Below are 13,176 nucleotides of genomic sequence, written 5' to 3'. Positions count from 1 at the left end.
GGTAACTTGTTGTTGCCGGTTTCCAACGGTGCGTGACACGGTTGATCCATGACTTGCAGCAGCTTCACCCGCAACGCATCGGCCGATGAGAAGTCCACTATGCCGGAAGTTATCCACAGGGCGAAAGTTCTCCTTGCGGGTGCCGCGATGACCGAGTCACCATTGATTCAAAAACCCACTGATGAGGCTTACGTTGCAGGTGGGTGGCGTGTGGGATCCATGGAACCACCGAAAGATCGCGCGGGGAGCTCCCCGCGCGGCACCTGCAGCGGCGCGTCCTCTCGGCCTGTGCGGATGCCGGGCAGCCGGCCCGGCATCCGCACAGAGGTCGTTGCGGCGCAACGGCCGAGCCTGCGACTCAAGCCCGCGGGCCGAAGCCTGGCGATGCGAGCGCCGCCCAAGCCCGTGCGGGCCGGGCGCTGCAATGCGCAGTGTCGATCGAGCCCTCGCGGGCTCGAGACCCGGCGATGCGAGCGCCGGGGGTAGGGGCGCCCGCATCGCACTGATTTGGCCCTATTGGACCAGATCGGTGCCAATGTAGCGGAGACCGTCCACCACCGGTCGCGGGCGTGTGCGGGCGGCTGCGGTCACTCGGGGTCGTCGATGCGGCCCTCGAGGTCGAACCACTCGGCAGCGCTGAGGCGGAAGACCTCGGGCGGGAGCGCGGCGGCGCCGTCGGGGATCCAGCCCAGGCGCGGGCCGGGCAGGTCCTTGAGGTTCTCGTGCTCGGCCAGGCCCGGCCGGTAGGGCCAGGCGCCGAGGACGACGGCGGCGTCCACGCCGCGGCGCGACAGGGCCTCCAGGGTCAGCGCGGTGTGGTTGAGGGTGCCGAGGCCGGCGCGGGCGACCACGACGGCGGGGCAGCCGAGTTCGACGGCGAGGTCGCGGGCGGTCCAGCCGCCTTGGCCCAGTTGGACGAGAAGGCCGCCGGCGCCTTCGAGGAGCACGACTTCGGCTTTGGCATCCAGGATCGTCTCGGCGACGTCGGCGAGTGCGAGCAGGGGCAGGCCGCTGCGGCGCGCGGCGCTGAAGGGCGCCAGGGGGTCGGGGTAGGCGGCGAGGGCTCTGGCGGGGGCGCCGGAGAGGCGGGTGACCTCGGCGGCGTCGTCGTCATCGCCGGTCTGGGCGAGCTTGACGACTTCGACGCTGCGGCCTTGGCGCATGAGGAAGGCCGCCAGGGCGGCGGTGACGACGGTCTTGCCGACGCCGGTGTCGGTGCCGGTCACCAGGACCGGGCCTTCGAAGGCGATCATGGCGCCACCGTAGCGGCCGGGGCGGTGCGGGTCGCGGCGACGATGTCGAGTGCGCGGGCGAAGTCGTCGGCGGGGACGCCGGTGTTGACCGTGAGGCGCAGGCGCGAGCGGTGGTCGGGTGTGGACGGGGGGCGGAAGCAGCCGACGGCGACGCCGTGCGCGGCGCAGCGTTCGGCCCAGGCGGTGGCGGCGCGGGCGTCGCCGGCGGGCGGGGAGAGGACGCCGGCGGCGGGGGCGGGGGCAGGCATGTCGAGGGCGGTGGCGGCGAGGGCGGCGCGGCGGGCCAGTTCGGTTCGGGCCGTGTCGGATTCGCGGGCGATGGCGAGGGCGGTGCGGGCGCCGGCGATGACGGCGGGGGGCGGGGCGGTGTCGAAGATGAAGGTGCGGCCGGTGTCGTGGAGGTGGCGGCGGAGGGCGGCGGGTCCGGCGATGGCGCCGCCGGCGGCGCCGAGGGCTTTGGAGAGGGTGGCGGTGATGACGATGCCGGGGTCGGCGGCGAGTCCGGCGGCGGCGACGCCGCCGGCGCCGCGGGGGCCGGTGGTGCCGATGGCGTGGGCTTCGTCGACGAGGAGGAGGGCGCCGTGGGCGCTGGTGCGGGCGTGGATCTCGCGGAGGGGGGCGGCGTCGCCGAGGACGGAGTAGACGGACTCGACGGCGACGAGGCCCGGCCGGAGGGTCCGGAGTTGGCGTTCGAGGTCGTCGAGGTCGTTGTGCGCGAAGGTGGCCGGTCGGTGTCCGGCGAGGCGGGCGGCGTCGTGGAGGGAGGCGTGGGCGTGGGCGTCGAGCAGGACCGGGCCGGGGAGGGCGGTGACGGCGCCGAGGTTGGCGAGGTAGCCCGAGGAGTAGAGGACGGCGGTCTCGGCGCCGGTGTGGGCGGCGAACTCGGTCTCGAAGGCTTCGTGGACGTCGGTGGTGCCGCGGACGAGGCGGGAGCCGGCGGCGCCGAGGCCGTGTTCGGCGAGCGCGGTGGCGGCGGCGGCGAGGACGTCGGGGTGGCGTGAGAGGCCGAGGTAGTCGTTGCCGGCGAGGTCGACGGCGGCGGTGCGGGGGCGGGCGGTGCGGGTGAGGCCGGCTCGGGCGCGCAGTTCGGCCTTGCGGGTGAGGCGGTTCCAGAGGTCGGGGGCCGCTGGTGCGGTGGGGTTGGTCATGCCAGGACCTCGTCGATCGCTTCGGCGAGGGCGTTCACGAGGAGGTCGGTCTCGTCGTCGCCGAGGGTGAGCGGGGGCATGAGGATCACGGTGTCGCCCAGGGGGCGCAGCCATACGCCGCGTTCGCGGGCGGCCTGGCAGACGGCGAAGCCGGTGCGTTCGCCCGCGGGGGCGACTTCGACGCCGGTCATGGTGCCGAGGCGGCGGATCTCGACGACGCCGGGTTCGGTAGCGAGGGGTTCGAGGAGTTTCCCGAGCCGGTCGCCGAGGCGCGCGGCCTGGCCGACGACGTCCTGCTCGGCCATGACGCGGAGGTTGGCGAGGGCGGCGGCGCAGCACAGGGGGTTGGCGGTGTAGGTGTGGCCGTGGAAGAACGTGCGCGGTTCGGTGTCGCCGGGTCTGGCGAGGAAGGCGTCGTAGACGTGTTCGGCGGCGAGGACGGCCGAGAGCGGGAGGTAGCCGCCGGTGATGCCCTTGCCGCAGGTGAGGAGGTCGGGGACGACGCCGGCGTGCTCGGCGGCCCACATCCTCCCGGTGCGGCCGAAGCCGGTGGCGACTTCGTCGAAGATGAGGAGGGCGCCGTGGGCGTCGGCGAGTTCGCGTGCGGCGGTGAGGTATTCGGCGTCGTGGTCGAGCATGCCGGCGGCGCCCTGCATCATCGGTTCGACGATGATGGCGCACACCTGGTCGCCGTCGCGGCGCATGGCGGCCTGGAGTTCGGCGAGGGCGACGGCGCCGCGGTGCCTGCCGTTGGCGCGGTCGCCGGGTGAGGCGACGCCGATGGTGTCGAGCAGGAGGGGTTTGTAGGCGTCGTGGAAGAGGCGGTGGCCGCCGACGGCGACGGCGCCGAGGGTGTCGCCGTGGTAGGCGTGTTCGAGGCGCACGAATTTGGGGCGGGAGCGGCCGGTCTGGGTGGAGTGCTGGTAGGCGATCTTGAGTGCGGCTTCGACGGCGGAGGAGCCGTCGCCGGCGTAGAAGACCTTGGTGAGTGCGGGTCCGCGGCCGGTGGGGGCGAGGTCGAGGAGCGCTTCGGAGAGTTCGATGCCGGGGGTGTGGGTGGTGCCGAGGAAGGTGGAGTGGTCGAGGCGGGCGAGTTGGGCGGTGATGGCGGCGTTGATGTCGGGGTGGCCGTGGCCGAGGGTGGTGGTCCACAGTGAGGAGACGCCGTCGAGGAGGCGGCGGCCGTCGACGTCGATGAGCCAGGGGCCTTCGGCGCGGTCGACGACGACGGGGTCGTCGCCGGTCCAGGTGGCGTGCTGGGTGAACGGGTGCCATACGGCGGCGGCGTCGCGGGCGATCCATTCGGCGCTGGTGGTCATTCGCACGACTCCTTAGAGGTTTCCTATAAGAACTCTTGGAGGATATCGTCAGTCCGGTGGCGGCGGGCACCGCCCTGGGACAGTGTGGACGGTACTGGGCGGTCACCGTTATCGATCCGAGGCCGCCGCCGGTGCCGCGGGGCGGGGGCATAGTCTGGGCTCGTGCAGCCGCCGCACCGTTTGGTGCGGTCGGGCCGGACCCACCGCCTCCGTCCGGGTTTTTGCACTTTGAACACAGTGGGATGCTTGACAACCTTCTGCGTCAGCGGCAGACTGGTGACACTTGCGGCAATCGCGGAGGATTGTCACTTACCGCCCCTTCAGGCATCGCTCCCCCGGCGGTGCGTCCGGAATGCGGGTCGACGTGCGCGGAGCCGGCACCCGGTGCCCGCGTCGGATGCCCGTGGGCCGGGAGTGGCGCCCACTTGGCAAGGAAGGCCCCGTGTCGAACCAGAACCCTCAACCGGCGGCGGCCGGTGCCGCCGACGAGGCGCCGCAAGAGGATCGCAAGCCGAGCTTCTCCGAGGTCTTCGGCGACCGGGAGGCCGCGGCCTTCCTCGGGGCGTTCTGCCTCTCGAACGCCGGGGCGATGCTCAACCGGGTGGCGGTCACCTACCTCGTCTGGGACCGGACGGGCTCCTCGGCGCTCGCCGCGGCCTCCTTCGCCATCAGCTTCGCGCCCTACCTGGGCCTGGCCCAGGTCCTGGGCGCCATTGTGGACCGGTACGCGTACCGGAGCGTCATGATCGTGTGCGACCTGCTGCGCGCCGCGCTCGTCGCCCTGCTGCTGGTGCCGGGCCTGCCGGTCCCGGCGATGATCGCGATCGTCTTCGGCGTCGCCGCCGTCCAACCCGCCTACCACGCCGCCCGCGTCGCCACCCTCGCCCAGATCCTCACCGGCGACCGGCTCTCGGTCGCCATCGCGCTCACCTTCAGCGCCGCCGCCACCGCCCAGATCATCGGCTACCTCGCGGGGGGCCTGCTCGCGGCGATCGATCCGCACACGGCCCTGGCGGTCAACGCGGCCCTGTTCGTCGTCAGCGCGGTCGCGATCTCGGGCCTGGTCCGGCACCGGCCGAGCGTGAACCGGCGCGAGGAGCGCCGCCATGTCCTGGCCGAGACCGCCGACGGGCTGCGGATGCTGCGGGACAGCAAGGTCCTGCGCACGGTCTCCCTCGGCATCTGGGGCCTGTTCGCGCTCACCGCCGTCCCCGAGGGCGTCGCGGTGCTGTGGGCCGCGCACGCGGGCGGCGACTCCCGGACGCAGGGGGCGATCATGGCCGTGGACGCCGCGGCCGCGGTGGTCGCGACGCTGCTGTTCACGCGGTTCGTGCGGCCTTCGGTGCGCGACCGGCTCATCCGGCCGCTGGCGTTCCTGGCCCCGGCGGCGCTGGCCGCCGCGCTCCTGGACCCGCCGCTGGCGGGGGTGCTGGCGATCGCCGCGGCCGCGGGCGTCGCGACGATGATCATGGCGCCCATGAACGCCACGCTCGCGCAGTGCATCCCCGAGGGCTGGCGGGGCCGCGTCGTCTCGGCGGCGAACTCGGGGCTCCAGTTGTCGCAGGGGGTCGCGATCGCGGGGATCGGGCTCGTGGTCGAGTTCGGGGTGCCGGTGCCGTACGTGGTGGGCGCCTGGGGCGTGCTCGGCTTCGGCTTCCAGTACCTGGTGACCCGCAACTGGCCCACGGCCGAGGAGGTCGCGGCGGCCAAGACCGCGGCCGCTCCCCCGGTCGGGGCCTGAGCCGGGGCCGCAGGCGGAGTGCCGCGGCGGGCCCGTGCGGGCTAGGCTCGCCCTGGCGACCGTCGAGCCCGGGAAGCAACAGGAGCACCAACGTGGAACACGCAAAGACCGTCGAGATGCGCGGACACCTCATCGACCAGGGGATCTTCGCCCGGGTCATGGACGATGTCCTGGAGTACTCGGGGTCGTACACGATCGACCGGTTCGATGTGGGGCGCCACCACACGGACGAGTCGTACGTGCAGTTGACGGTCTCGGCGGAGACGGCCGAGCTGGTGGAGCGCATCGTCATGCGGCTCCAGACGCACGGGGCCAACCCGCTCGAGCCGGGGGTCGCCACCCTCAAGCCGGCGCCGCGGGACGGGGTCTTCCCCGAGGACTTCTACTCCACCACGAACTTCGACACCCAGATCCGCCTCAACGGGAGCTGGATGGACGTCGAGAACTCCGAGATGGACTGCGGGATCATCGTCGCCGAGGACCGGGCCGCGGCCCGCACGCTGCCGGTGTCGGACGTGAAGGCCGGGCAGCTGGTCGTCTGCGGCGGCGAGGGCGTGCGGGTCCTGCCGCTGCCCGAGCCCGAGCGGACCGACCCCGAGTCGTCGAACTTCGAGTTCATGAACTCGGGGGTGTCCTCGGAGCGGCCGCAGGCGCTCCAGGTGCGGCAGATCGCCGAGAAGATGCGGGAGGTCAAGGCCCGCGGCGAGAAGATCCTGTGGGTCGGGGGGCCGGCCATCGTCCACACGGGCGCGGGGAAGGCCCTGGAGGCGCTCATCAACGAGGGCTACGCGGACGTGATCTTCGCGGGGAACGCCCTGGCGGCGCACGACATCGAGTCGAACCTCTTCGGCACGTCGCTCGGGGTCGACCTCGACAAGGGGCACGGCGTGCCGCACGGCCACGAGCACCACATCCGGGCCATCAACAAGATCCGCGCGTGCGGCTCGATCGCCGAGGCGGTCGGGCAGGGCGTCCTCAAGGGCGGGATCATGCACGCGATGGTCAAGAACGGCAAGGAGTTCGTGCTGGTGGGGTCGGTGCGCGACGACGGGCCGCTGCCGGACGTGCACACGGACGTCATCGAGGGCCAGCGGGCGATGCGGGCGGCGCTGCCGGGGGTGGGGTTCGCGATCATGGTCGCGACGATGCTGCACTCGATCGCGACCGGCAACATCCTGCCGGCGAAGGTGCCGCTGGTGAGCGTCGACATCAACCCCGCGACGGTGACCAAGCTGGCCGACCGGGGCTCGGCCCAGGCCACCGGGGTCATCACCGACATCGGGCTGTTCTGCGAGCAGCTCGCCGGGGAGCTCGTCGTGGGCTACAAGCGCGACTAGCGATCCGGACGCGGGGGCGGTCGGGGCGGCCCGGCCGCCCTTCGGCGTGCCGGGCCGGCGTTCAACGCATTGATTGACATCACTGCGATGGACACATATATTTGGACGGTAAACTAACTCCCGGCGTCCCCCGCGCGGGCCCCGGCCCCCGGCACCCCGGTCCGGCGCAGCCCCGCGCCCTCGAGCGGCGCCCGATCCGCCCGGCGCAGCGCTTTCCAAAACCTCGGTCGTCCACTAAGATCCCATTAAATCGATTCATTTCAATCCCTCAATGAATAGGGAATCACGCCATGACCCGAGCGCTCAAACGCAGACTCGTCCTCCTCCTCACCGCACTCACCGCCGCCCTCACCGGCGCCGCGATCGCGTTCTTCGCGGTCCCCCACGCCGGCGCGGTGGAGACCGGCACCTGGTACAAGATCATCAGCCGCCACTCCGGCCTCGCCCTCGACGTCCTCGACGTCTCCACCGAGCCGGGCGCCGAGCTCATCCAGTGGAACGACACCGGCACCGCCAACCAGCAGTTCCGGTTCATCGACGCCGGAGGCGGCTACTACCGCATCCAGGCCCGGCACTCGAACCTCGTGCTCGAGACCTACGAGTGGAACGCCGAGAACGGGGCGACCATCGCCCAGTGGACCGACCTCAACGGCACCAACCAGCAGTGGCAGGTGCAGGAGAGCGGCGGCTACGCCACCTTCGTCAACCGCTTCTCCGGCAAGGCCATGGACGTGTGGGAGTGGTCCACCGCCGCCGGGGGCCGCATCTCCCAGTACGACGCCACCGGCGGCGTCAACCAGCAGTTCCGGCTGGTCGAAGTCGGCGGCGGCAGCGACCCCGGCACGGGCGACTGCGGCTCCGGGACACCGAACGCCAAGGTGACCGGATCGAGCGGCAACTACACCGCGACCAACGGCTCCAGCACCGTCTACTCCGGATCCGACTACCGCGCCGCGGTCCAGACCGCCGTGGACTCCATCTCCAGCGGCCAGCGCGTCGCCGTCATGGCCTCGGGTTCGATCGGGGCCAACACCATCTCGATCGGCAGCGGCAAGACCTTCGAGGGCTGCGGCACCATCGACATCGGATGGCGCAGCGGCCGCGGCGCGATCGAGTCGCTGAACACCTCCAACGTGTCGATCCCGCACCTGAACCTGACCGGCTCGGCCTACTTCGCGATGCGGTTCTACGGCAACAGCAACCTCCACCTCGGGGACATCGACATGGACCTGAGCGGCGGCATGGGCATCCGGTTCGAGCGCGACCAGCCCGGCAGCACCAACGTCACGATGGACGACATCTACGTGGAGGGCGCCGCCAGCCACGCCGTGGAGACGTGGAACATCAACGGCCTCGACGTCGGCCGGGTCACCGCCCGCAACGTCGGCGAGTCCGGGCTGCTCATCCAGAACACCACCAACGCCGACATCGGCGTCGTCGACGGCGAGAACGTCGGCGCCGGGACCGGGTACGCGACCTTCCGCATGGCCAACCGGAACGGCAGGCTGTCGAACGGCTCGTACAACACCAACGTGTACGTCGACACCGTCATCTCGCGCGGCGGCGGCCGCGGCGTCTTCTGCGTCTCGGAGTCCGGCGGCGTGAACATCCGCAACGTGGACCTGGCGAGCAACGGCAACAACGCGATCCTCATCGAGAACTGCTACAACGTCACGATCCAGAGCGGCACCGTCAACGGCGGCGGCGAGGTGCGCATCGCGGCGCGCTCGGAGTTCGCCAACACGCGGGACACGAACATCACCCTCACCGTCAACAACACCTCGGTGCGCGAATCGCCGTGCGCCGACAACTCCACCTGGCGGATCTCGGGCAACGCGTCCGTGAACGTCTGCTGAACCCGCCCGGCGGGGACCGGCGCGCCGGTCCCCGCCGGGTCGCGCGGCCGGCGCCGTCCGAACCGCTGGGAAAACCATGATTTGTCCGGGGGTAGCGCTTTCCAAAACATCGGGCATGATCTACGATCCAAGATATCGATTTATGTCGATATGTAATTTGAATCGTTTCATCGCCACTACTCCCGAGGAGAGCACAGCATGACCCTCACACCCAGGCGGAGGATCCGCCTCGCAATCGCCACGGCGGCCGCGCTCCTGGCCGGAGCCGTCGCGGCCGTCGCACTCCCCCAGGCCGGGGCCGAGAACGCCGACACCGCCCCGGCACCGGCGCAGGCGTGCGGCGGGGGCGACGCGGTCGTGACCGGCAGCCAGTCCTCCGGCTTCACCGCCACCTACCACGGGCAGACCGTCTACCAGGGCGAGTACTACATCACCGCGATCTGGGAGGCGATCGGCGCGCTCGACCCGAACCGCACCAGCCAGGAGAAGGTCTCGGTCATGGCCAGCGCCTGGATCGGCGACAACGCCATCGACCTGCCCAGCCACACCGCGTTCGAGGTCTGCGGCACCATGGACGTCGGCTACGTCGGCGGCAAGGGCGCGATCCAGGCGATCGGCGCGACCGACGTGTCGATCCCGTACATGAACATGCGGGGCGCCCCCTACTTCGGGATGCGGTTCGCCGACGTCCACGGCCTGCACCTCGGCGACGTCAACATGTACCTCACCGGCGGCCTCGGCATCCGGTTCGAGCGCGACCTGCCCGGCAGCACCGACGTCACGATGGACGACATCTACGTCGAAGGCGCCGGCAGCCACGCCGTCGAGACCTGGAACATCGACGGGTTCGACATCGGGCGGGTCACCGCCCGCGACGTCGGCGAGTCGGGCCTGCTCATCCAGAACTCGACGGACGGGTGGGTCGGCACCGTCGACGGCGAGAACGTCGGCGCCGGGACGGGCTACGCGACCTTCCGCATGGCCAACAACAACGGCCAGGAGTCCGACGGCGGCTACGACACCAACATCTGGGTGGACAACGTGATCTCCCGCGGCGGCGGCCGCGGCGTCTTCTGCGTCTCCCAGTCCGGCGGCGTGGTCATCGAGAACGTCGACCTGGCGAACAACGGCAACAACGCGATCCTCATCGAGAACTGCTACAACGTCTCGATCCGGGACGGCTCGGTCAACGGCGGCGGCGAGGTCCGCGTCGCGGCCCGCTCGGAGTTCCCCAACACGCGGGACGTGTGGATCCACCTGGAGGTGAACAACACCTCCGTGCGGGAGTCGCCGTGCGGCGACAACGTCAACTGGGAGATCACCGGCAACGCCTCGGTGAACGTGTGCTGACGCCGCGCGCGTGAGCGGCGGTCGGCCGTGGAAGGCGGAAGGGCCGGAGCGGAACGCTCCGGCCCTTCCGCTGCACGTGCCTTAGGGGACGATCTCGCGGTGGCGGGCGAGGTCGGCCGCGCCGATGACGCCGGCCTTGGAGCCGAGCTCGGCGGCGCGGACCTCGGCCACCGGGACCTTGGCCCGGTTGCCCAGGGCCTCCTTGTAGTGGCGGCGGATCGGGTCGAGCAGGAGGTCGCCCGCGTCCACGACGCCGCCGGCGATGAGGATGACGCCGGGGTCGATGAGGTTGACCATGTCCGCGGCGGAGTTGCCGAGGTAGTAGCCGATGGCGTCGAAGGCGGCCAGCGCGACCTCGTCGCCCTGGCGGGCGGCCTCGGTGACCTGGCGGCCGCTGATGGACTCGGGGTCGCCGCCGGCGAGCTTGAGGAGGACGGGGGCCTTCTCGGGGGTCTCGGCCGCGCCGTCGCGGGCGGCGCGGGTCAGGGCCCGGCCGGAGGCGTACTGCTCGAGGCAGCCGGTGCGCCCGCAGCCGCATCGGCGCCCGTCGGGCATGACCGAGCGGATGTGGCCGATCTCGGCGGCGACGCCGTGGGTGCCGCGCAGCAGGTTGTCCTTGACGACGATGCCGCCGCCGACGCCGGTGCCGATCGTGTAGAGCACCGAGGAGCGGTGCTGCTTGGCGGCGCCGAAGCGGTGCTCCCCCCAGATGGCGACGTTCGCGTCGTTCTCGACCACGACGGGGAGGTCGATGACGGCGGCGACCTTGTCGCGGAGGGGCTCGTCCTTCCAGGACAGGTTGGGGGCCAGCATGACCGTGGAGCGGTCCGAGGAGATCCAGCCGGCCGCGCCGATGCCGACGGCCTCGATCTCGCGGCCTTCGCGCAGCTCTTCGACGACTTCCTTGACCGCCTGGATGACGCCGGTCGTGTCGTCCGCCGGAGTGGGGCGCCGGGTCGTGGCGAGGACGTTGCCGTTCTCGTCGACGAGTCCGCCGCCGACTTTGGTGCCCCCGATGTCGACCCCGATAGTCAGACTCACTGCTGTCCCTCCAGCGGTTCACGGAATTGAGGCGTTGGCTGCCACGCGACGCTGCGGGCCACCGACAGACTTTACGGCACGATTAATTCCCGAGGAAATCGGCTGTTCCATCCCCCTTGGCGAAGGTATCACCGGGAACCGGTGCCGATCGGGCCCGATCGCAGGAGCGCGCCGACGCCGATGGCCATAGAGACCCCTGCTCCGCTAGGCTGCCGTTAGCATCATGGTCCGTCTCACAGTCCCTCTTCCCACAGAAGTTGACCCGCCGGTAACCTGATGGTGAGCCACTTTACAAAGCCGTGAACATGGCGTCATGAACGGAGCATTTCCATGCGCGAGTTCGCCGTCCCCCCCGTGGTGACTGTGCCCGACGAAGACAACACCCTCACCGCGCTGTGGGACGCGGCCGACAACCACCCCGCCTCCATTCTCTACATGCGCTCCTACGACGACGGGGCGACCTGGCAGGACGTCACGGCCCCGGCGTTCCGCGGCGAGGTGGTCGCCGCGGCGAAGGGCCTGGCCGCCGCGGGCGTGCAGCCCGGCGACCGGGTGGCCCTGATGTCGGCCACGCGCTACGAGTGGACCCTGCTCGACTACGCGATCTGGGCCGCCGGCGCGGTCACGGTCCCGATCTACGAGACCTCCTCCGCCGACCAGACCAAGTGGATCCTCGAGGACTCCGGCGCGGTGGCCGCGATCGCCGAGACCCCCGAGCTCGCGAACATGATCGAGGACCTGGGCACCGGCGTCAAGGACGTGTGGTCCATCGACGGCGGCGGCGTCGGGGCCCTGAACGCGCTCGGCGCGGACTTCGAGGTCGACATCGAGGAGCGGCGCGCCTCCCGCCGGGCCGACGACCTGGCGACCATCGTCTACACCTCCGGCACCACCGGGCGCCCCAAGGGCTGCATGCTGACCCACCGGAACCTCCTGGCGGACATCCGCAACATCGTCCCCGAGGTGCCCGGGGTCCTCTACGACGGCGCCCGGATGCTGCTGTTCCTGTCGCTGGCGCACGTCCTGGCCCGCATCCTCCAGCTCGCCGGGATGGAGTCGCGCACGACCATCGCCCACGCCGACCGCACCCGGCTGACCGCGGTCATGCCGGTGGTCAAGCCGACGACGCTGCTGGCGATCCCGCGCGTGTTCGAGAAGGTGTACGCCGGGGCGTACCAGAAGGCCGTCGACGGCGGCAAGGGCCACCTGTTCGAGAAGGCCTCGGTGACGGCGAAGGAGTACAGCCGCGCGCTCGACAAGCCCGGCGGGCCCTCGCTCATGCTGAAGCTGCGGCACAAGCTGTGGGACGTGCTCGTCTACTCCAAGATCCGGACGGCGGTGGGCGGCGAGTGCTCGACCGCGGTCTCCGGCGGCGCGGCGCTCGGCCCCGAGCTGGGCCACTTCTTCCGCGGCGCGGGCATCACCATCTTCGAGGGGTACGGCCTCACCGAGACCTCGCCGGTGCTCTCGCTCAACGTCGAGACCGCCATCAAGGTCGGCTCGATCGGGCGCCCGATCCCGGGCACGGCCCTGCGCGTCGCCGAGGACGGCGAGCTCGAGGCCAAGGGCCTCCAGGTCTTCGGCGGCTACTGGAACAACGACGCCGCCACCGCCGAGGTGCTCGACGCCGACGGCTGGTTCTCCACCGGGGACATCGCCGAGATCGACGACGACGGCTACGTGACCATCACCGGCCGCAAGAAGGACATCATCGTCACCGCCGGGGGCAAGAACGTCGCCCCGGCGCCGATGGAGAAGATCATGGACGCCCACCCGCTCATCGCCTACGCGATGGTCGTCGGCGAGGGCCGCCCCTACATCGGGGCGCTCATCTCGGTCGACGGCGAGATGCTCCCCGACTGGCTCTCGCGCCGCGGCAAGGACCCCAAGACCGCGATCGCCGACCTCACCGACGACCCCGAGCTCCTCGCCGAGCTCCAGGCGAAGGTCGACGAGGCGAACGCGACGGTGTCGAAAGCGGAGCAGATCAAGCGTTTCCGGGTCATTCCGGTCGAACTGTCCGAGGGAGCCGGGGAAATCACTCCCTCGGTCAAGGTCAAACGGCACGTTGTCATGGAAAAATACTCAAGCGAGATCAACGCGCTGTACGACGCAAAAGGTTAGCGAGGTT

General features: G+C 71.0%; 9 protein-coding genes. 5 read left to right on the top strand and 4 right to left on the bottom strand.

Features of this window, described 5'->3' with window-relative positions:
• Nucleotides 1-587: 587 nt before the first annotated feature.
• Genes bioD through bioA form a run of 3 tightly spaced genes read right to left on the bottom strand, consistent with a single transcriptional unit; the run spans nucleotide 588 to nucleotide 3,720 of the window.
• Nucleotides 588-1,253 (bottom strand): dethiobiotin synthase, encoded by a 666-nt coding sequence (bioD, locus tag LO763_RS12800; RefSeq protein ID WP_230602649.1) that lies wholly within the window; start codon nucleotides 1,251-1,253, stop codon nucleotides 588-590.
• Nucleotides 1,250-2,401, bottom strand: a complete 1,152-nt coding sequence (locus LO763_RS12795) for an aminotransferase class I/II-fold pyridoxal phosphate-dependent enzyme (protein WP_230602647.1) — start codon at nucleotides 2,399-2,401, stop codon at nucleotides 1,250-1,252. Before LO763_RS12795 ends, bioD begins: the two co-directional genes overlap by 4 nt.
• The gene (bioA, locus tag LO763_RS12790; protein ID WP_230602645.1) at nucleotides 2,398-3,720 is read right to left on the bottom strand and encodes an adenosylmethionine--8-amino-7-oxononanoate transaminase; all 1,323 of its coding nucleotides are present in this window, start codon (nucleotides 3,718-3,720) and stop codon (nucleotides 2,398-2,400) included. Before bioA ends, LO763_RS12795 begins: the two co-directional genes overlap by 4 nt.
• Nucleotides 3,721-4,162: 442 nt before the next feature.
• On the opposite strand from bioA, the gene LO763_RS12785 reads away from it, so the two are divergent.
• From LO763_RS12785 to LO763_RS12770, 4 genes are all read left to right on the top strand, one after another.
• Nucleotides 4,163-5,461 carry an MFS transporter gene (locus LO763_RS12785; protein WP_230602643.1) on the top strand — a complete coding sequence of 433 codons (1,299 nt, stop codon included), beginning with the start codon at nucleotides 4,163-4,165 and terminating at the stop codon, nucleotides 5,459-5,461.
• Between the two features lie 92 nt (nucleotides 5,462-5,553).
• A complete protein-coding gene (locus LO763_RS12780; protein WP_230602641.1) occupies nucleotides 5,554-6,798 on the top strand; it encodes an ornithine cyclodeaminase, nickel-pincer nucleotide-dependent in 1,245 nt (414 codons plus the stop codon).
• Nucleotides 6,799-7,088: 290 nt separating this feature from the next.
• Nucleotides 7,089-8,654, top strand: coding sequence for an RICIN domain-containing protein (locus LO763_RS12775; RefSeq protein ID WP_230602639.1), 1,566 nt, complete (start codon nucleotides 7,089-7,091; stop codon nucleotides 8,652-8,654).
• A gap of 198 nt (nucleotides 8,655-8,852) precedes the next feature.
• Nucleotides 8,853-10,004 (top strand): right-handed parallel beta-helix repeat-containing protein, encoded by a 1,152-nt coding sequence (locus LO763_RS12770; RefSeq protein ID WP_230602637.1) that lies wholly within the window; start codon nucleotides 8,853-8,855, stop codon nucleotides 10,002-10,004.
• 81 nt (nucleotides 10,005-10,085) lie between these two features.
• On the opposite strand, the gene LO763_RS12765 is transcribed toward LO763_RS12770, so the two are convergent.
• Nucleotides 10,086-11,045, bottom strand: a complete 960-nt coding sequence (locus LO763_RS12765) for an ROK family glucokinase (RefSeq protein WP_230602635.1) — start codon at nucleotides 11,043-11,045, stop codon at nucleotides 10,086-10,088.
• Nucleotides 11,046-11,375: 330 nt separating this feature from the next.
• Here LO763_RS12765 and LO763_RS12760 point away from each other — a divergent pair, with 330 nt between their 5' ends.
• Complete coding sequence (locus tag LO763_RS12760; RefSeq protein ID WP_230602633.1) at nucleotides 11,376-13,169, top strand: AMP-dependent synthetase/ligase; 1,794 nt, start codon at nucleotides 11,376-11,378, stop codon at nucleotides 13,167-13,169.
• Nucleotides 13,170-13,176 lie beyond the last annotated feature (7 nt).

The sequence above is a fragment of the Glycomyces amatae genome (genome assembly GCF_020991375.1).
In the GTDB taxonomy this organism is placed as follows: domain Bacteria; phylum Actinomycetota; class Actinomycetes; order Mycobacteriales; family Micromonosporaceae; genus Glycomyces; species Glycomyces amatae.
The sequence above is the reverse complement of the archived record's forward strand: the minus strand, read 5'-3'. Positions and strand labels throughout refer to the sequence as shown.

Bases quoted from the DNA above. Each gene is read 5' to 3' on its own strand.
- bioD (WP_230602649.1), bottom strand. From the start codon at position 1,253: ATGATCGCCTTCGAAGGCCCGGTCCTGGTGACCGGCACCGACACCGGC.
- LO763_RS12795 (WP_230602647.1), bottom strand. From the start codon at position 2,401: ATGACCAACCCCACCGCACCAGCGGCCCCCGACCTCTGGAACCGCCTC.
- bioA (WP_230602645.1), bottom strand. From the start codon at position 3,720: ATGACCACCAGCGCCGAATGGATCGCCCGCGACGCCGCCGCCGTATGG.
- LO763_RS12775 (WP_230602639.1), top strand. From the start codon at position 7,089: ATGACCCGAGCGCTCAAACGCAGACTCGTCCTCCTCCTCACCGCACTC.
- LO763_RS12770 (WP_230602637.1), top strand. From the start codon at position 8,853: ATGACCCTCACACCCAGGCGGAGGATCCGCCTCGCAATCGCCACGGCG.
- LO763_RS12760 (WP_230602633.1), top strand. From the start codon at position 11,376: ATGCGCGAGTTCGCCGTCCCCCCCGTGGTGACTGTGCCCGACGAAGAC.